This is a genomic window from Nonomuraea sp. NPDC049655, from assembly GCF_044465465.1.
Lineage (GTDB): Bacteria > Actinomycetota > Actinomycetes > Streptosporangiales > Streptosporangiaceae > Nonomuraea.
This window is the reverse complement of sequence record NZ_JBITLS010000008.1, coordinates 505,913-523,435: the sequence shown is the minus strand read 5'-3', so window position 1 is coordinate 523,435 and position 17,523 is coordinate 505,913. Positions and strand designations below refer to the sequence as shown.

The 17,523-nt window shown below is 69.1% G+C and carries 18 protein-coding genes; 1 reads left to right on the top strand and 17 read right to left on the bottom strand.

The window, feature by feature from the left end:
- Positions 1–133: 133 nt before the first annotated feature.
- From atpD to rpmE, 17 genes are all read right to left on the bottom strand, one after another.
- Positions 134–1,582: a F0F1 ATP synthase subunit beta gene (atpD, locus tag ACIBQ6_RS27645; RefSeq protein WP_358283443.1), complete on the bottom strand. Its 1,449-nt coding sequence runs from the start codon at positions 1,580–1,582 to the stop codon at positions 134–136.
- A gap of 1 nt (position 1,583) precedes the next feature.
- The gene (locus ACIBQ6_RS27640; protein WP_397215361.1) at positions 1,584–2,486 is read right to left on the bottom strand and encodes a F0F1 ATP synthase subunit gamma; all 903 of its coding nucleotides are present in this window, start codon (positions 2,484–2,486) and stop codon (positions 1,584–1,586) included.
- Between the two features lie 3 nt (positions 2,487–2,489).
- Positions 2,490–4,139, bottom strand: a complete 1,650-nt coding sequence (atpA, locus tag ACIBQ6_RS27635) for a F0F1 ATP synthase subunit alpha (RefSeq protein WP_358283439.1) — start codon at positions 4,137–4,139, stop codon at positions 2,490–2,492.
- A gap of 40 nt (positions 4,140–4,179) precedes the next feature.
- The gene (locus ACIBQ6_RS27630; RefSeq protein WP_397162460.1) at positions 4,180–4,989 is read right to left on the bottom strand and encodes a F0F1 ATP synthase subunit delta; all 810 of its coding nucleotides are present in this window, start codon (positions 4,987–4,989) and stop codon (positions 4,180–4,182) included.
- Positions 4,989–5,540 (bottom strand): F0F1 ATP synthase subunit B, encoded by a 552-nt coding sequence (locus tag ACIBQ6_RS27625; RefSeq protein ID WP_352320415.1) that lies wholly within the window; start codon positions 5,538–5,540, stop codon positions 4,989–4,991. The genes ACIBQ6_RS27630 and ACIBQ6_RS27625 overlap by 1 nt, the downstream gene beginning before the upstream one ends.
- A 33-nt stretch (positions 5,541–5,573) precedes the next feature.
- On the bottom strand, positions 5,574–5,804 hold the full coding sequence (gene atpE / locus ACIBQ6_RS27620; protein WP_132595523.1) for an ATP synthase F0 subunit C: 231 nt from the start codon (positions 5,802–5,804) through the stop codon (positions 5,574–5,576).
- A gap of 69 nt (positions 5,805–5,873) precedes the next feature.
- Entirely contained in the window at positions 5,874–6,671 is a 798-nt protein-coding gene (gene atpB, locus ACIBQ6_RS27615; protein WP_358283435.1) for a F0F1 ATP synthase subunit A, read from the bottom strand.
- Positions 6,672–6,738: 67 nt separating this feature from the next.
- Entirely contained in the window at positions 6,739–6,954 is a 216-nt protein-coding gene (locus ACIBQ6_RS27610; protein WP_229824207.1) for an AtpZ/AtpI family protein, read from the bottom strand.
- A 65-nt stretch (positions 6,955–7,019) separates the two neighbouring features.
- Positions 7,020–7,442 (bottom strand): hypothetical protein, encoded by a 423-nt coding sequence (locus ACIBQ6_RS27605; protein ID WP_352349999.1) that lies wholly within the window; start codon positions 7,440–7,442, stop codon positions 7,020–7,022.
- Between the two features lie 131 nt (positions 7,443–7,573).
- Complete coding sequence (locus tag ACIBQ6_RS27600) at positions 7,574–8,863, bottom strand: MraY family glycosyltransferase (RefSeq protein WP_358283433.1); 1,290 nt, start codon at positions 8,861–8,863, stop codon at positions 7,574–7,576.
- A 57-nt stretch (positions 8,864–8,920) separates the two neighbouring features.
- Positions 8,921–10,186 carry a serine hydroxymethyltransferase gene (gene glyA / locus ACIBQ6_RS27595; RefSeq protein WP_397215358.1) on the bottom strand — a complete coding sequence of 422 codons (1,266 nt, stop codon included), beginning with the start codon at positions 10,184–10,186 and terminating at the stop codon, positions 8,921–8,923.
- A 190-nt stretch (positions 10,187–10,376) separates the two neighbouring features.
- Entirely contained in the window at positions 10,377–10,751 is a 375-nt protein-coding gene (locus tag ACIBQ6_RS27590) for a hypothetical protein (RefSeq protein ID WP_352349993.1), read from the bottom strand.
- Entirely contained in the window at positions 10,751–13,267 is a 2,517-nt protein-coding gene (locus ACIBQ6_RS27585; RefSeq protein WP_397215356.1) for a hypothetical protein, read from the bottom strand. Before ACIBQ6_RS27585 ends, ACIBQ6_RS27590 begins: the two co-directional genes overlap by 1 nt.
- Positions 13,268–13,355: 88 nt before the next feature.
- Positions 13,356–14,012, bottom strand: a complete 657-nt coding sequence (locus tag ACIBQ6_RS27580) for an L-threonylcarbamoyladenylate synthase (protein ID WP_357971048.1) — start codon at positions 14,010–14,012, stop codon at positions 13,356–13,358.
- A 1-nt stretch (position 14,013) separates the two neighbouring features.
- Positions 14,014–14,868 (bottom strand): peptide chain release factor N(5)-glutamine methyltransferase, encoded by an 855-nt coding sequence (gene prmC / locus ACIBQ6_RS27575; protein WP_352320399.1) that lies wholly within the window; start codon positions 14,866–14,868, stop codon positions 14,014–14,016.
- Positions 14,865–15,917, bottom strand: a complete 1,053-nt coding sequence (prfA, locus tag ACIBQ6_RS27570) for a peptide chain release factor 1 (RefSeq protein ID WP_358283426.1) — start codon at positions 15,915–15,917, stop codon at positions 14,865–14,867. The genes prmC and prfA overlap by 4 nt, the downstream gene beginning before the upstream one ends.
- 85 nt (positions 15,918–16,002) lie before the next feature.
- Complete coding sequence (gene rpmE / locus ACIBQ6_RS27565) at positions 16,003–16,221, bottom strand: 50S ribosomal protein L31 (protein ID WP_352320396.1); 219 nt, start codon at positions 16,219–16,221, stop codon at positions 16,003–16,005.
- Positions 16,222–16,441: 220 nt separating this feature from the next.
- Here rpmE and ACIBQ6_RS27560 point away from each other — a divergent pair, with 220 nt between their 5' ends.
- Positions 16,442–17,515 (top strand): hypothetical protein, encoded by a 1,074-nt coding sequence (locus ACIBQ6_RS27560; protein WP_397215354.1) that lies wholly within the window; start codon positions 16,442–16,444, stop codon positions 17,513–17,515.
- Positions 17,516–17,523 lie beyond the last annotated feature (8 nt).

Genomic DNA, 17,523 nt, shown 5'->3' with positions numbered 1-17,523 from the left:
TGGCCGCCCCCCCCCTCCATCACCCCCGCCGCTGTCCAAACCCCCCCCCGCCCCCCCCCCCCCGCCCGGCCTGCCCCCCCCCCCCCCCCCCCGCCCCCGGGCCCCCCCCCCCCCCCCCGCTACCGTAGGGCGATCAGCGACGCTCGAGTTCCTTGGCCTTGGCCACGGCCTGGTCGATGCCGCCGACCATGAAGAACGCCTGCTCGGGCAGGTGGTCGTACTCGCCGGCGCACAGGCCCTTGAAGGAGGCGATCGTCTCGTCCAGCGGGACGTTCTCGCCCGGCTGGCCGGTGAACGCCTCGGCGGCGTACATCGGGTGCGACAGGAACCGCTCGATGCGGCGGGCCCGCTGCACGGTGACCTTGTCCTCTTCGGACAGCTCGTCGATACCGAGGATCGCGATGATGTCCTGGAGCTCGCGGTACTTCTGCAGGATCCGCTTGGTCTCCTGGGCCACCCGGTAGTGCTCCTCGCCCACGACCTGCGGGTCGAGGATCCGGGAGGTGGAGTCGAGCGGGTCCACCGCGGGGTAGATGCCCTTCTCCGAGATCGGCCGGGACAGAACGGTCTGCGCGTCGAGGTGCGCGAACGCGTTGTGCGGGGCCGGGTCGGTGATGTCGTCGGCGGGCACGTAGATCGCCTGCATGGAGGTGATCGAGTGACCGCGCGTCGAGGTGATGCGCTCCTGGAGCACACCCATCTCGTCGGCCAGCGTCGGCTGGTAACCCACCGCGGACGGCATGCGGCCGAGGAGGGTGGAGACCTCCGAGCCCGCCTGCGTGAAGCGGAAGATGTTGTCGATGAACAGCAGCACGTCCTGCTTCTGCACGTCGCGGAAGTACTCCGCCATCGTCAGCGCGGACAGGGCCACCCGCAGACGGGTGCCCGGCGGCTCGTCCATCTGGCCGAAGACGAGGGCGGTGTCCTTGAGGACGTCCGCCTCCTCCATCTCCAGCCAGAGGTCGTTGCCCTCACGGGTGCGCTCGCCGACGCCGGCGAACACCGAGGTGCCACCGAAGTTGCGGGCGACACGGCGGATCATCTCCTGGATGAGAACCGTCTTGCCCACACCGGCGCCACCGAACAGGCCGATCTTGCCACCCTGCACGTACGGGGTGAGCAGGTCGATGACCTTGATACCCGTGACCAGCATCTCGGTACGGGACTCGAGCTGGTCGAAGGGCGGGGACGGCCGGTGGATGCCCCACTTCTCGGTGACCTGGAGCGACGCGGTCGGCACGTCGAGCGCCTCGCCGAGCGCGTTCCACACGTGACCCTTGACGACGTCGCCGACGGGCACCGAGATCGGGTGGCCGGAGTCGGTGACGGCCGTACCGCGGACCAGGCCGTCGGTGGGCTGCATGGAGATGGCGCGGACCAGGTTGTCACCCAGGTGCTGGGCGACCTCCATGGTCAGGGTCTTGGTCTCGCCGCCGAGGGTCACCTCGACGTTGAGCGCGTTGTAGATGTCGGGCATCGCCTCGACGGGGAACTCCACGTCGACGACGGGCCCCTTGACGCTGGCCACACGACCGGCACCGGCCGACGTGGGCTCAACAGTCTCAACAGCCTCTGCAGTCATTTCACTCTTTCCCCGCTGCGGCGTCAGCCAGCGCGTTGGCGCCACCGACGATCTCGCTGATTTCCTGGGTGATCTCGGCCTGGCGAGCCTGGTTCATCTGCATGGTGAACACGCGGATCAGCTCGTTGGCGTTGTCCGTGGCGGACTTCATGGCGCGGCGGCGCGCGGCCTCCTCCGAAGCAGCCGACTGCAGCAGCGCCGTGAAGATGCGGGACTCCACATAGCGCGGCAGCAGCGATTCGAGCACGTCGCCCGCGGTGGGCTCGAACTCGAAGTACGGCGGGATCGTCTCGCTGGCCGTCGCCTCGGTCTCCGCGACCTCCAGCGGCAGCACGCGCTTGACCACGACGTTCTGGGTCAGCATCGAGACGAACTCGGTCGAGACGATGTGGATCTCGTCGATCCCCGCCTCTTCCTTGAAGGAGTCGATCAGCGTCTGCGCGATCTCCTTGGCGTCGGCGTAGGCCGGCTTCCTGGAGAAGCCGACCCACTGGCCGCCCATCGTACGGTTGCGGAAGGTGTGCCAGGTGACACCCTTCCGGCCGGTGACGAACGGCACCACCGTCAGGCCACGGCTCTCCAGCAGCCCGCGCAGGGCCTCGGCCTCGCGCAGGACGTTGGCGTTGAAGCCGCCACAGAACCCGCTGTCGCTGGTGACGATGAGGACGCCCGCCTTGGCGGGGTTCTCCTTCGCCACGGTCAACGGATGGTCGACGCTGGCCGCGTTGCTGACGACGCCGGTGACGGCGCGAGTGATCTCACGCTCGTACGGCAGCGCCGCCTGCATCCGCATCTGCGCCTTCACGATCCGCGAGGAGGCGATGAGCTCCTGGGCACGCGTGATCTTGGCGGTCGACTTGACCGACTTGATCCGCCGCCGCAGCAGCCTTAGCTGGGCACCCATGAGCTACTTCTCCGTCGCCGGACGGACGACCTTCTTGATCTTCTCCTGGCCGACCTCGCCGGCTTCGAGCGGCGCCACCGGCTCGTCCTTGACCAGGAGCTCGCCCGAGGAGGTGGTGAAGCCCTTCTTGAACTCCGTGACGGCGTCCTTGAGGCTGGTCACCGCGTCGTCCGACAGCTCGTTGGTCTCACGGATGCTGTCGAAGATGCCCTTGTGGCTGCTCTGCAGGTAGTCGAGGAACTCCTGCTCGAAGCGGCGGATGTCCTCGACCGGAACCTCGTCGAGCTCACCCGTCGTGCCCGCCCACACCGACACGACCTGACGCTCCACGGGGAACGGCGAGTACTGCGGCTGGATGAGCAGCTCGGTCAGGCGCTGACCGCGCTCCAGCTGGGCGCGGGAGGCCGCGTCCAGGTCGGAGGCGAAGGCCGCGAAGGCCTCCAGGTCGCGGTACTGCGACAGCGACAGACGCAGCGTGCCAGCCACCTTGCGCATCGCCTTGATCTGCGCCGAGCCACCGACTCGGGAGACCGAGATACCGACGTTGATGGCGGGACGGATACCGGCGTTGAAGTAGTCGGTCTCCAGGAAGCACTGGCCGTCGGTGATGGAGATGACGTTGGTCGGGATGAACGCCGACACGTCGTTGCCCTTCGTCTCGATGATCGGAAGACCGGTCATCGAGCCGCCGCCCATGTCACTGGAGAGCTTGGCGCAGCGCTCCAGCAGGCGGGAGTGGAGGTAGAAGACGTCACCGGGGAACGCCTCGCGGCCCGGCGGGCGGCGAAGCAGCAGCGAGACCGCGCGGTAGGCGTCGGCCTGCTTGGTGAGGTCGTCGAAGATGATGAGGACGTGCTTGCCCTGGTACATCCAGTGCTGGCCGATGGCCGAACCGGTGTACGGGGAGATGTACTTGTAACCAGCCGGGTCGGAGGCCGGGGCGGCGACGATCGTCGTGTACTCCAGGGCGCCGGCCTCTTCGAGACGGGAACGCACCTGGGCGATCGTCGAGCCCTTCTGGCCGACCGCGACGTAGACGCAGCGCACCTGCTTCTCGGGGTCGCCCGAGAGCCAGTTGTCGCGCTGGTTGATGATCGTGTCCACGGCGACGGCCGTCTTGCCCGTGCCACGGTCACCGATGATCAGCTGGCGCTGGCCACGGCCGATCGGCGTCATGGCGTCGATCGCCTTGATGCCGGTCTGCAGCGGCTGCTTCACCGGCTGCCGCTGGACGACCGAGGGGGCCTGCAGTTCGAGGGCGCGCAGGCCCTCGGCCTCGATCGCGCCCTTGCCGTCGAGGGGGTTGCCGAGCGGGTCGACCACGCGGCCGAGGAAGTTGTCGCCGACGGGCACGGACAGGACCTCGCCCGTCCGGCGGACCGTCTGGCCCTCCTCGATGTGGCTGAAGTCGCCCAGGACCACGACGCCGATCTCTCGGGGGTCGAGGTTCAGGGCCAGGCCGCGCGTGCCGTCCTCGAACTCGAGCAGCTCGTTCGCCATCGCCGAGGGAAGGCCGGAGACATGGGCAATGCCGTCGCCGGCGTCGACGACGGTCCCGATCTCCTCGCGCGCGGCGCCTTCCGGTTCGTACGCCTGGACGAAGCGCTCAAGCGCGTCCCGGATCTCGTCCGGCCGGATCGTAAGCTCCGCCATCTCTACTCTGTCTCCCTATTCATTCGGCGCTCACTGCGCCTCAGCCGGCCAACCGGCGGCGGACTTCTTCAATTCGTCCCACGATCGTGGTGTCGATCATCTCGTCGCCGATGCGGACCGAGAACCCACCGAGCACTCGCTTGTCCACCTCGACGTTCAGGTGCACGTCACGACCGTAGGAGGTGCGCAGCCAGTCGGCCAGTCGCTGCTTCTGCGCGTCGGACAGCTCGACCGCGCTGCGCACGACCGCCACCAGGCGCTGGCGCTGCTGGGCCACGAGCTGGCCGAACTCCTCCAAGCCCGCTTCCAGGCTACGCCCTCGCGGGTGCACCGCCAGCTGCGTGATCAGGCGCTGGCTGGTGGGGGCCACCTTGCCACCGAGCAGGTCGCTCAGCAGCTGCCGCTTGCCCTCCGCGGGCGCGGCCGCGTCGGCGAGCGCGCGTCGGAGGTCGGGGTTGGCGGCGACGATACGGCCGAAGCGGAAGAGCTCGTCCTCGACGTCGTCGAGCCTGGACTGGCCCTCCGCCTCGGCGGCGGCGGCGACGACGCCGAGCCGTTCGAGCGAGTCGGCCAGGTCACCCGCGCGCGACCACCGGACCGAGACCGCGGCCTCGGTCGTGGCGAGGGCCGCCTCGGAGACCTTGCCACCGAGCAGGGCGCGGACGGTGCCCGCCTTCTGCTCGGCGGCCCTGGCCGGGTCGGACAGCGCGCGGCGCAGGCCGTGCTCGCGGTCGAGCAGATCCGCGACGGCGAACAACTCGTCGGAGAGCGCGCCGAGGTCGGCGCTGCCCGCGACCGCGTTGAAGCGCTCCTCGACCTCTGCCAACGAGGTCCTGCTCAGACCTCGCATTAGCGCACCGCCTGCGCGTTGCTGCTCTCAAGCTCGTCGAGGAACCTGTCCACGATCCGGCTCTGGCGGACCTCGTCCTCCAGGGACTCGCCGACGATGCGGCCGGCCAGCTCGGTGGACAGACGGCCGATCTCCGTGCGGAGCTGCGCGAACGCGGCGGCGCGGTCGGCCTCGATCTGGGCGTGCGCGGCCTCGACGAGACGACGGGCCTCGGCCTGCGCCTCCTCGCGGAGCTCCGCCTTGATCTGCGCGGCCTGCTCGCGAGCCTCTTCACGGAGCCGGCCGGCCTCGCGGCGGGCCTCCTCAAGCTGCTGCGCGTACTGCCGCTGGAGGTTCTGCGCCTCGGCCTGGGCCTCCTCAGCCCTCTTGATGCCACCCTCGATCGCGTCGGTCCGCTCGGCCAGAGTCTTCTGGATGCGCGGAACGAGAATCTTGCCGACGACGAGGAGGACGACGAGGAACGAGAAGATACCGACGACGAGCTCGAACGTGTGCGGAAGGAGCGGGTTCGCACCCTCCTCCTGCGCGAGGAGCGTAGCTGCCTTAATCATGGGTGCAGCCTTTCGTCAGGGATTCTTCTGGTCTTAGATGGCCTGGAAGATGAACGGCGCGACCAGACCGATCAGGGCGAGGGCCTCGGTGAGGACGAAGCCGAGGAGCATGTTCTGGCGGATCAGGCCGTAAGCCTCGGGCTGACGCGCGATGGCCTGCACGCCCTGACCGAAGATGATGCCGACGCCGATGCCGGGGCCGATGGCGGCGAGACCGTAACCGATGGCGGTGACGTTGCCGGAGACCTCAGCGAGAACGCTCATTGCTATTTCCTTTACTGGACGGCCGGTGAAGGGAGTCCCACCGGTCATGGATATTCCGGTATGTGGTTCTCAGTGATCCGGGTGCAGCGCGCCGCCGATGTACATCGCCGCCAGCATCGCGAACAGGAACGCCTGCAGGAACTGGATGAACATCTCGAACCCGGTCAGGATGATCGTCATGAGCACGCCCACCACGCCGACGGGTGCGCCCAGGGGCGTCAGCTTCTCGAACAGGAACCAGAAGCCGACCATGCTGAAGAACGCGAGCAGCATGTGACCGGCGAACATGTTCGCGAACAGTCGGACAGCGTGCGTGAACGGCGCGATGATCATGTTCGACAGGAACTCGATCGGCGCCAGAAGGAAGTAGATCGGCTTGGGCAGGCCGGGCGGGAACATCATGTTCTTGAAGTAACCGATGCCGCCCTGGTGCTTGACGCCCAGGTAGACCTTGATCGCGTAGATCGAGAGCGCGAGCACGGCCGGGAACGCGATGTGCGAGGCGACCGGGAACTGCGCGAGCGGGATCACGCCGAGGATGTTCCAGAAAAGGACCAGGAAGAAGAGCGTGACCAGCAGGCCCATCCACCGATCGGCGTCCTTGCCGAGGAACGGCCGGGCGATCTGGTCACGGACGAACATGTAGCCGTACTCGACGACGTTCTGGGTGCCCCTCGGCACGAGCTTCGGCTTGGCGAAGGCCACCCAGCACACGGCGATCACCACGAGCGCGCTGAGCATCGCCAGCAGCACCGGCTTGGTGAACCAGGTCACCCCGGGGATGATCGGCGTGAACGAATTGAACAGCTCATCGGGCGATGGCGCCCGGAAGTTGTCTTCGGGGGCGAGGACCGTCAGCGCAATCACGCGGCGTTCCCTTCAACGTCGTAGTGGATCACAAGGGTTTCCTCAGCGAGGCGATCGCTGCGTCGGGTTAGCGACCGAACTTCCGGTAGACCGCGTAGCCGCCGAGCACGACCCCAAGGACCACGCCTATGGGGAAGAACGCGGACATGTCGAGCCACCGGTCCAGCAACCACCCGAGACCGCCATAGACCGCCATCCCGGCGAGCAGATAGCTGGGGACTGACCACATGGCATCGGAGAAGTCGCGACCGTCGTGTTCCGGCCGGCGTTCCTGTGCGCTCATCGCGGCCCCGACGATAGCAGGCGAGTGGAGGACTAGTCATATCGGACCCCATCCCTTTACCTGCCTCATGAGTCGCCCTTTCCGGGGACCGAGGCTTCGGGGTCGACGTAGAGCATCTTGGTCTTCATGAACGCGCGGACCTCGAATCCGGTCCAGACGAGCGTGCATCCGACCACGGACCACGCGAAGGCCTGGGTGTTCCAGGCGGTGGTCTCACGGAAGGCGGACAGCACCACCATGATGGCGACGACTTTGACGAGGTAGCTGACCATCGCCGCGATCGCCATCATCTGCGGGGAGACGCGTGCGGCATAGGAGACCGCTACCACGCTGATGCTGAAGAAAACCCCGACGAGCAAGGTGCCGAGGGCCGCGCCGAGCGCTCCCTTGCCGCCCGCCAGGAGGAACGCCACGATGACCGCGACCACCCCGACCGCGAAGGTCGGAACAGCGGCGCTCTTGAGTACGCGCACGTCGTTGGCCTGCATCGGTGCTCCATCAGCATGTTGTCAAGCGAGCGTTTGCTACCTCCAGAACATGTGCGTCTGGAGGTCCCTGCTCGTGAAAGATATCACAAGCTCACGGAAGACCGCTTTTACCTGCCGTTTCTAGTTCCCGATCACGGACGGCTCGGAAATGCAGGAATGACCGGTTTGCCCTCGGCACTCGCGCGTTCCTGCGCCGAAGGGCCGCCCTGCGGCGGCATCTGCCGCCTGACCTGGGTGTCCGGGCCGATCGGCGGCATCGGGCCGGTGGGCGGGCCGTCGTCGTCGGGCTGCTTGTCGCGCGTGGCGGCGTGCGCGCCGCCCCTCCCCCGCCACCGCGGCGCGGCCATCAGGACGAGCACCGCCAGCGCCAGCACGATGACCACCACGAACAGCAGCACCGGCACGCCCTCGCGGGACATCGCCACCAGGCCGAAGGCGAACAGGAACGCCCACGCGTACATGATCAGCACCGAGCGGCGGTGCGAGTGGCCGATGTCCAGCAGCCGGTGGTGCAGGTGACCCCGGTCGGGCGCGAACGGCGACATGCCGTGGGACGTGCGCCGGACCACGGCAGTGATCAGGTCGATCAGCGGCAGGACCAGCACCGCCGCCGGCAGCATCAGCGGCAGCAGCACCGGGACCTTGTTCATGTCCTCGATGGCGGCCGGGTCGAGCGGCGTCACCGTGACGATCGAGGAGGCGAGCACCAGCCCGATCAGCATCGCCCCGGTGTCGCCCATGAAGATCTTGGCCGGATGGAAGTTGTGCGGCAGGAAGCCCAGGCACGTGCCGATGAGGACGGCCGCGATGGCCGCCGTCGTGGTGATGTTCCCCACGCTCATGCTCTGGGCCAGCAGGATCGAGTACGCCCACGTGGCCATGGCGGCGATGCACACGATGCCGGCCGCGAGCCCGTCGAGGCCGTCGACGAAGTTCACGGCGTTGATGGTGACCACCACGATCATGATGGTGATGATCGTGCTCAGCGTGTAGTCGAGGCTGGTGGAGCCGCCCCAGTCCTTCGGCAGCGGGATGTAGAGCAGCCGCAGGTCGAAGTAGACCAGCACGCCCGCCGCCGCGATCTGCCCGCCGAGCTTGATGAAGGCGTCCATGCCCCACCAGTCGTCGAGGAAGCCGGTGAGCGTGATCAGGCCGCCGGCGACGATCAACGCGGTGACGGCTTTGCCGTCGTACTCCGACAGCGCCGCGCCCGTGTGTTTCAGCTGGCTGGCGACCAGCAGGCCGACCACCAGGCCGCCGTACATGGCCAGGCCGCCGAGTCTCGGCGTCGGCGTGGTGTGCACGTCGCGCTCGCGAACCTCGGGCATGGCGCCGATGCGGATGGCGAAGCGGCGCACCAGCGGGACCAGCAGATACGTCACCGCTGCCGAGATGAGCGCCATGAACAGGTATTCGCGCACGGACCTAGTTTCCCGGATGCTCCGGCCAGCTGTGACCGGAAACCGACACAGACCAGCTTAATATTCGCTGAGATATGGCTGATGGATGGCGAGAATCGCCGCCACTCTTTCCCTGACCTCGGGCGCTACGTCCGGGTCGCGCACGGACATCGACAGCAGACTTCCCACCTCTTCCATCTCCCGCGGGCCCATGCCCTGCGTGGTCACGCACGCCGTGCCCACCCGGATCCCGGAGGTGACGGCCGCCGGCTCCGGATCGTAGGGGATGACGTTGCGGTTGAGCGTGATGCCGGCGGCCGCGCAGCGCCGTTCGGCCTCGGCGCCCGAGACGCCCAGCTCACGCAGGTCGATCAGGGCCAGGTGGGTGTCGGTGCCGCCGGTGACCGGACGCATGCCCGCCCCGTCCAGGGCGCCGGCGAGCGTGCGGGCGTTGGCGACGACGCGGCCCGCGTACTCGGCGAACTCCGGCCGCAGCGCCTCCCCGAACGCCACCGCCTTGGCCGCCACCGCGTGCATCAGCGGCCCGCCCTGCACGAACGGGAACACCGCCCGGTCGATCTTGCCGGCCAGCTCCTCCGTGCACAGGATCGCGCCGCCGCGCGGCCCGCGCAGCACCTTGTGCGTGGTCAGCGTCACGACGTCCGCGTACGGCACCGCCGACGGGATCACCCCGCCCGCCATCAGCCCGATCGGGTGCGCCACGTCGGCCAGCAACCACGCGCCCACCTCGTCGGCGATGCCGCGGAAGACCGAGAAGTCGATCAGCCTCGGGTACGCCGTCGCGCCGCACACGATCACCTTGGGCCGGCGTCGCAGCGCCAGGTCGCGCACCTCGTCGTAGTCGATGAGCTCGGTGTCGCGCCGCACGCCGTAGGAGGCGACGTCGAACCATCGTCCCGAGAAGTTCGCCTTCGAGCCGTGCGTGAGGTGGCCGCCGTGCGGGAGCGCCATGGCGAGCATGGTGTCGCCGGGCTGGAGCAGGGCGGCGTAGGCGGCCAGGTTGGCGCTCGCGCCGGAATGCGGCTGGACGTTGACGTGCTCGGCCCCGAACAGCCTGCGGGCCCGCTCCACCGCCAGCCGTTCGGCCCGGTCGACGACCTCGCAGCCGCCGTAGTAGCGCCTGCCGGGGTAGCCCTCGGCGTACTTGTTGGTGAGGGTGGAGCCCAGGGCGGCCATGACCGCGGGGGAGGTGAAGTTCTCGCCGGCGATCAGCTGGATGCCGGCGCGTTCGCGTTCGAGCTCGTCGAGCAGCACCTGCGCCAGCTCCGGATCCTGCCGCCGCAACCGCCCGAAGTCGGGCCCGTAGTACGGCTCCCCACCCATTTCTCCACTGTACGACCGCATGTCCGTTTTGCCCAGAAAGCCGCGCTGCGAGGGCGGTCGCTTGCGAGGGCATGGGATCCGTGCCGGTCAGGAGCCATGAGGGCGTTCACCTGCGAAGGCCAGAGGGCGGCGACCGCGAAGCGCCGAGAGCGCGAACCTCACTGACCGCGAAGCGCCGGGAAGGCGGAGGTCAGGGGAAGGCGTGTGGTGCGCCGGTCTGGCTGGGGATCCACCTCGGGGTGTCGTCGGCCTGATCGCTGATCGCGGTGAGCACGGCGTGACGGTAGAGAGCCAGCTTCGACCGCCATTCCCGGATGTCCTGCACATATCGATCGCCGACCGGCGCGTCCCAGGTCTGCGGGCTCTTGGCCAGCGCGTACGCCTTGTCGAGGGCCGTGCTGAGCTTCTCCAGCATGGGCATGACGGTGTTCCAGGCGGTGACGAGACGTTCGTAGTCGGGGTTGAACTCGTAGGCCAGCGGCTGGTTGTCCAGCGGGCCCGCGGCGGTGACGGGCGGCATCTCGTCTCTGCTCCTGGGCCTGGGCGCGGGCGGGTCGACGTACATCACACGCTCCTTCCCGGCGTCCCGGGATCGGCCTCACCCGATGGACCGTCCGGCCTGATGTCCCTGGGCGCCCAGTCACCCTCGCCGTACTCACCGGGCGGAGCCTCCACGGACGGCATGTCGAGCGGCTGAATGTCGCGGACATCGTCGATCAAAGTCCTGATCGCCTCCGGCCTGGCCGCGGACACATCCACAGCCACCACCCCGTCCCCTTCACTCACCCACTTCCCACCGGCGCCCCCGCCGTCCAAGCCCTGCGCCCCGCCATCACCATGACCTCCGACACCATGCCCCCCGCCGCCGTAAACAGCCGCGCCATGACGCCCTGTATCGCCACCACCAGCCGATACGTCCCCTCCAGCAGAGACGTCCCCACCAGCAGAGACGGCCGCCCCTCCCCCAGGCGCCGTAGGCGGAATCCGCACCCCAGCAGACCCGTCACCCCGCCCTGCCGCTCCACCGTCCGCACCGGCCCGACCGGCGTCCGCCACGCCACCATCAGCACGCCCGGCATCAGCGGCCCCACCGCCGGTCCCTACATCGGCACGCCCGTTACCCGCGCCCCCATCGGCACGTCCGTTACCCGCGCCGCCATCAGCACGCCCACCATCTCCGTACCCGCCATCGCCGTACCCGCCACCGACGTCACGACCCCCGTTCACGGCACCGCCATCAGCCCGACCAGCATCAGCCGCACCACCACCGGTCCCCACGCCGCCACGCCCGCCGTCCGCGCGCCCACCATCCGCGCGCCCACCGTCGGTGTTGCCGCCGGTGCCGCTGCCGGCGTCGCGGCTGCCGTTGGCGGTGTCCGCGTCGGTGCGGGTGCCGTTCGCGGCCTTGTCGTCGGCGCAGGCGGTGCCGTCAGTGCGGCCGGTGTCCGTGGTGCCGCCGTCGGAGCGGCCGGTGTCGCTGTTCGCGCCGCCGTTGGGGCCGTCGGCCCGGCCTGTGCCGGTGTCCGTGTGGCCATTTGCGCCGTCGGCCCGGCCGGTGTCGCCGATGGGCTGGGTGCCGGTGGTGGCGTCGGGGCGGGTCGGGGTGGAGGAGGCGCCGTCGGCGTGGGTGCCGTGGGTGTTGCCCGCGTCCCCTGGGGTGCCTTGGTGGGCGCCTGTGTCCCCGGTGGGGCCGCCGTAGGTGTCTCCGGTGGTGCCGGAGGGGGTGGCCGCATCGCCTTGGGTGCCGTTGTGGGAGGTCGTGTCGCCTGCGGTGCCGAAGTGGGCGCCCGTGCCTTCCGACGTGCCATTGGGGTGACCGGCGGCCGTTGCAGCGCCGTAGGGGTGACCGGCGGCCGTTGCAGCGCCGTAGGGGTGACCGGTCGCGGGTGCAGTGCCGTACGGGTGGCCGGTGGCGGTTGGGGTGCCGGGGTGGTGGCCGGTGGTGTTGCCTGAGGTGGTCGTCGAGGGGTCGGTGCCGCCCTCTCCTGTCGGCACCGACAGCCCTTCGCCTCCGCCCTCCGTCGCCGCACCGCCGTCGGCGTGCACGGTCGGCATGTCGGCGGGCTGCACGTTGTCGACGTTCTTGAGCAGGGACTCCAGTTGTTCGGCCGTGGGCGGGTCGATGGGGACCTGGAGGACCTTCACGCCGTCGACCACCACGACCTGCGGCTTGTGCGGGTCGTCCGGCTGATCCTTCGCGGGGACGTCGGTCGTCCCGGTGTCGGCCTCCGCTCCCCGGTCGCGTCTGCTGTCCTGGTCGGGAGCCTTGGGGTCGTCGGTGCTGCCGTCGCTGCTGCCGTCGCTGCTGCCGTCGCTGCGGCCGTCTGTGCGGTCACCGGTCCGCTCACCGGTCCGGTCGTCGGTCCGCTCACCGGTCCGGTCGTCGGTACGGTCGGCGGTCCGGTCGTCGGTCCTGGTGTCGTTTCCACTGGTCCCGGTGTCCTTGTCGGCGCCGTCGCACGCCTTCCCGTCGCCGTCGGCCTTGGCACCCTCGTCGCCGGTCTTGCTGTCGGGGTCCTTGGGCGTCGGCGGATCCGTCGGCTTGGGGTCGTGGTCCCTCGACGCGGGTGGGTCCGTCGGCTTGGGGTCGTGGTCTTTCGACGCAGGCGGGTCCGTGGGCTTGGTATCGGGGGTTTTCGGGGGTGGGTCGGTGGGTTTCGGGTCGTGGTCCTTGGGGGTGGAGGGGTGGGTGGGCTTCGGGTCGGCGGGGTGTGCGGGGTGGGCGGGGTCGGTGTGCTTGGGCGGGTCGTCGGCGCGGGGGTTGCCGTACTTGTCGTCGCGGCTGCCCGGCGAATCCTTGGGCTCGTCGGCCGTGCCGCCGCCGCCCGTCTTCGACGTGTCGCCCAGCTTCCCGTCGGCGCGCTTCTCCAGAACGGCCAGTCGCGCGTTGACGTCCTTGACCATGTGATCGGCGGAGTCGGCCACCTGGACCGGACGGTGTGTGCTCCGCGCGGACAGCCCGGCACGGCTCAGCACCGCCCTGACCTGGTCCTCGGCCGTGCGCAGCGCCGAGGACGCGTGCTTGACCTCGGCCAGCAGGTCACGGACCAGCTGCGGATCCATGCCGTCGAACTTGCCCATGGGCCACTCCCGGACGTGTCGCCGTTCCGGGACTCACGGTAATCGCGGCCGTGGCGTCGCCGCAGCCGGGATGCAAAGACGGTATACGTCAGTCGTCGGTGGCGACGTAGCCGATGATGCCGCGCAGCTTCTCGACGGGGATCGCGCCGCGACGCAACATCCGGGGCACCGCCGTGGTGAGGTCGAGGATGGTCGAGGGCGTGTTGTCGGTGGTCTTGCCGCCGTCGAGATAGACCGCGACCGAGTCGCCGAGCTGCTCCTCTGCCTCCTCCGCCGTCGTCGCCGCGGGGGCGCCGGAGCGGTTGGCGCTGGAGACGGCCATCGGGCCGGTCTCCTTGAGCAGGTCGAGGGCGACCGGGTGGAGCGGCATGCGGACGGCGACCGTGCCCTTGGTGTCGCCCAGGTCCCAGGAAAGGGCCCTGTTGGCCCTGCAGACCAGCGTGAGCGGCCCGGGCCAGAAGGCGTCGATGAGATCCTGCCCGTAGGGCCCGAGGTCGTCCACGAGCGCTGTGGCGGCTCTGACGGTGCCCACGAGCACTGGCGGCGGCATGTCGCGGCCGCGCCCCTTGGCGTCGAGCAGCGCGGTGACGGCCGGCGGCATGAACGCGTCGGCGCCGATGCCGTAGACGGTGTCGGTCGGCAGCACGACCAGCTCGCCGCGGCGCACGGCGGTGGCGGCCTCGATCAGGCCCTCGGCGCGCTGGTCGAGGTCGGAGCAGTCAAAGCGTCTTCCCACGGCGTGCATCCTAGTCCTGGCCGAGTCTGGCCGTGACGAAGCGGTCCCTTCGGGTGAGGTCCTGGCGCAGGCGGACGTCGCGCCAGCCGTTGTCCTCCGGGAAGGTCAGATAGACGGCCCTGCCCTGCTCGTCGGCGTGTTCGACGGCCACCCAGCCGCCGGGACGCAGCAGGCGGCGGGCGGTGCGTTCGACCGCGCGCACCTCGCCGAGGCCGTCGTCGCCGGAGCCGTAGAGGGCCCGGGAGGGGTCGTAGTCGCGGACCTCGGGGTCGCGCGGGATGGCGCCGGGCGGGATGTACGGCGGGTTGGAGATCACCAGGTCGACCTTGCCGTTGAGCTCGGGAAGGGCTTCGGCGAGGTCTTCCGGATGCAGGTGCGTACGCCCCTGGCCCAGCTCGGAGATGTTGCGCTTGGCCCAGGTGTAGGCCGCGGGGTCGACCTCGACGGCGTGCACCTCGGCGAGCGCGACCTCCTGGGCGATCGACAGCGCGATGGCCCCCGAGCCGGTGCCGAGGTCGACGACGAGGGGCGCCGTCACGTCCATGGCGCGCAGGGTCTCGATCGCCCACCCGGCCATGACCTCGGTCTCCGGCCGCGGCACGAACACGCCGGGGCCGACCGCGAGCTCCAGGTAGCGGAAGTAGGCGTGGCCGGTGATGTGCTGCAGCGGCTCACGCGCCTCGCGCCGGGCGATGCCCTCCCAGAACAGCGCGTCGAAGTCGGAGTCCTTGACCGTGTGGAGCTCGCTCCTGCGCACGCCGTGGACGAACGCCGCGATCTCCTCCGCGTCGGTGCGCGGCGAAGGCACACCTGCCTCGGCGAGCCGGGCGGTGGCCAGAGCGATCTCGTCCAGCAGAAATGTCATGAGTGTTGTGCGAGCTTCTCCGCCATCTCGGCGTCGATGAGTGCCTGGGTGACGGCGTTGAGCTCGCCGTCGAGAACCTGGTCGAGGTTATACGCCTTGAAGCCTACGCGGTGGTCGGAAATCCGGTTCTCGGGAAAGTTGTACGTGCGGATGCGCTCGGAACGGTCGACCGTGCGGACCTGCGACTTGCGCTCGGCCTGCGCCGCGGCGTCGGCCTGCTCCTGGGCCACGGCCAGCAGGCGGGCACGCAGGATGCGCATCGCCGACTCCTTGTTCTGGAGCTGGCTCTTCTCGTTCTGGCAGGAGACGACCACGCCCGTGGGCAGGTGGGTGATGCGCACGGCCGAGTCGGTCGTGTTGACGCTCTGGCCACCGGGACCGCTGGAGCGGTAGACGTCGATGCGCAGGTCGTTGGGGTCGATCTGGACGTCGACCTCCTCCGCCTCCGGGTAGACCAGCACGCCCGCGGCGCTGGTGTGGATGCGGCCCTGGGACTCGGTGACGGGCACCCGCTGCACGCGGTGGACGCCGCCCTCGAACTTGAGCCTGGACCACACGCCCTCGTCGCCCTTGGCCTTGATGCCGACCGTGACGTCTTTGTAGCCGCCGAGGTCGGAGGGCTGGGTGTCGATGATCTCGGTCTTCCAGCCGAGGCGCTCGGCGTAGCGCAGGTACATCCGCAGCAGGTCGCCGGCGAACAGCGCGGACTCCTCGCCGCCCTCGCCCGCCTTGATCTCCATGATGATGTCTTTGTCATCGTTGGGGTCGCGCGGGATGAGCAGGTGCTTGAGCTTCTCCTCAAGCTGCGGGATGCGCTCCTCGATCTCGGCCGCCTCGGCCGCGAACCCCTCGTCCTCGCCGGCCAGTTCCTTGGCCGCCGTCAGGTCCTCGCGGGCCGTGTCGAGCTCCCGGTAGGTGCTGACGATCGGGGTGAGCTGGCTGTAGCGCCGGCCGAGTGTGCGGGCCTTGTTCTGGTCGGCGTGCACGGCGGGGTCGGCAAGCTGCAGCTCCAGCTCGGAATACTCCTTGAGCAACTCGTCGAGGTTCACCGTGGGTCCTTCAGTGGTTTGAATGCCGTTTCACCAACAACGCCGACCCGGCGCACGTGGTGCGGCCGGGTCGGCGTCGGTGAAGCTACTTGCCCGTGGCCTTCTTGCCGAAGCGCTTCTCGAAGCGAGCCACCCGGCCGCCGGTGTCGAGGATCTTCTGCTTGCCCGTGTAGAACGGGTGGCAGGCCGAGCACACGTCGGCGTGGATGACGCCGTTCTTCGCGGTGCTGCGGGTCGTGAACGTGTTGCCGCAGGAGCAGGAGACCTGCGTCACGTGGTAATCGGGGTGGATGTCGGGCTTCATGGCTGTCCTTTCGGGCTGCGGCCGCCGGGTCGCCTTCACGCATGGCGTGAACCGGAACCGCAAAATGGTCAGCTACCAGTGTGCCAGATCGTGCAACCTGCCCAGGCCATGGGGCATTCCCGCGATCTTCATGACGCGGCCGCACGCGCCACACTAGGCTCCCTCGCACAAACCATCACTTTTCCCACAAATGGGACTTAGCCAAAGGATCATCCAACTGATGAAGAGAAGGGTGCGGCTGCTCCTCGCGGCCGCCACGGGGGCCGCCGTTCTCCTCGGAGGCGCCGGTCTCTCGGCCACCGGCGCGTCGGCCTCGGCGTACGCGCTGGCGGACGACTTCGCGGGCGACGCGTCGGCGAGCGCGTACGTCCCGCTGGAGAAGGACGTCGACGCCACCGTCACGCTCAAGCTCAAGAACCCGGACACCGTCACCGGCGTGACCGGGTCCATCGAGCCGCCCGGCAAGTCGGCCAAGACGGTGTCGTTCGACTTCACGCCGAGCACCTCCACCTCCACCCCGACCGCCACCCCGTCGCCGGCTCCCGACAAGACGATCACCGGCAAGTGGACGATCACCAAGGACGACCCGGCGGGCGACTGGAAGCTCACCGTCAACGTCGCCCGCGCGGGCGGGGGAAGCAGCCCGAGCACCTTCACCGTCAAGGTCTCCGGCAAGCAGGGCATCTCCGGCGCGAACGTCACCCCCGACCCCGTCCAGCTCGTCAAGGGCAGGGACACCAAGGTCACGGTCGAGGCGTCGGTGAAGGACGCGGGCACGGTCTCGGCCAAGCTCGTCAGCGACACCACCAGCGAGTACTACGACCTCGGTGAGCTGGCCAAGGAGTCGGACAGCTACTACCGCGGCGTCACCTACTTCACCGACGACACCACCGAGGGCGCCTGGACCCTGGAGGTGTACGCCACCCGCAGCGGCCAGACGCTCAAGGGCGAGGCGTCCTTCTCGGTCGTCGCCCCCACCGGCGGCGCGTCCAAGAAGGCCAAGACCAGGGTGACGATCTCGGCCCCGAACAAGGTCACCAAGGGCCGCGCGTTCAAGGTCTACGGCAAGGTCTACCGCGGCGCCAAGGCGTACAAGAACAAGATCGTCGAGGTGTACTTCAAGGCCAAGGGCACCAAGACGTACAAGTTCATGGGGTACGCCAAGGCCACTTCGACCGGCAAGTACAGCAAGACCTTCAAGGGCAAGAAGGACGGCTACTTCCAGGTCAAGGTGCCCGGCACGAGCAAGACGCGCACTTCCCTGTCGCCGCAGGAGTTCGTGGACGTGAGGTAGCGGGTACG

Coding starts and splice junctions, on each gene's coding strand:
- ACIBQ6_RS27610 (WP_229824207.1), bottom strand. CDS start 6,954: ATGAGCGCACAGGAACGCCGGCCGGAACACGACGGTCGCGACTTCTCC.
- ACIBQ6_RS27580 (WP_357971048.1), bottom strand. CDS start 14,012: ATGCACGCCGTGGGAAGACGCTTTGACTGCTCCGACCTCGACCAGCGC.
- glyA (WP_397215358.1), bottom strand. CDS start 10,186: ATGGGTGGGGAGCCGTACTACGGGCCCGACTTCGGGCGGTTGCGGCGG.
- ACIBQ6_RS27560 (WP_397215354.1), top strand. CDS start 16,442: ATGAAGAGAAGGGTGCGGCTGCTCCTCGCGGCCGCCACGGGGGCCGCC.
- ACIBQ6_RS27640 (WP_397215361.1), bottom strand. CDS start 2,486: ATGGGTGCCCAGCTAAGGCTGCTGCGGCGGCGGATCAAGTCGGTCAAG.
- ACIBQ6_RS27605 (WP_352349999.1), bottom strand. CDS start 7,442: ATGCAGGCCAACGACGTGCGCGTACTCAAGAGCGCCGCTGTTCCGACC.
- rpmE (WP_352320396.1), bottom strand. CDS start 16,221: ATGAAGCCCGACATCCACCCCGATTACCACGTGACGCAGGTCTCCTGC.
- atpA (WP_358283439.1), bottom strand. CDS start 4,139: ATGGCGGAGCTTACGATCCGGCCGGACGAGATCCGGGACGCGCTTGAG.
- atpD (WP_358283443.1), bottom strand. CDS start 1,582: ATGACTGCAGAGGCTGTTGAGACTGTTGAGCCCACGTCGGCCGGTGCC.
- ACIBQ6_RS27630 (WP_397162460.1), bottom strand. CDS start 4,989: ATGCGAGGTCTGAGCAGGACCTCGTTGGCAGAGGTCGAGGAGCGCTTC.
- atpE (WP_132595523.1), bottom strand. CDS start 5,804: ATGAGCGTTCTCGCTGAGGTCTCCGGCAACGTCACCGCCATCGGTTAC.
- ACIBQ6_RS27625 (WP_352320415.1), bottom strand. CDS start 5,540: ATGATTAAGGCAGCTACGCTCCTCGCGCAGGAGGAGGGTGCGAACCCG.
- ACIBQ6_RS27585 (WP_397215356.1), bottom strand. CDS start 13,267: ATGGGCAAGTTCGACGGCATGGATCCGCAGCTGGTCCGTGACCTGCTG.
- prmC (WP_352320399.1), bottom strand. CDS start 14,868: ATGACATTTCTGCTGGACGAGATCGCTCTGGCCACCGCCCGGCTCGCC.
- ACIBQ6_RS27590 (WP_352349993.1), bottom strand. CDS start 10,751: ATGTACGTCGACCCGCCCGCGCCCAGGCCCAGGAGCAGAGACGAGATG.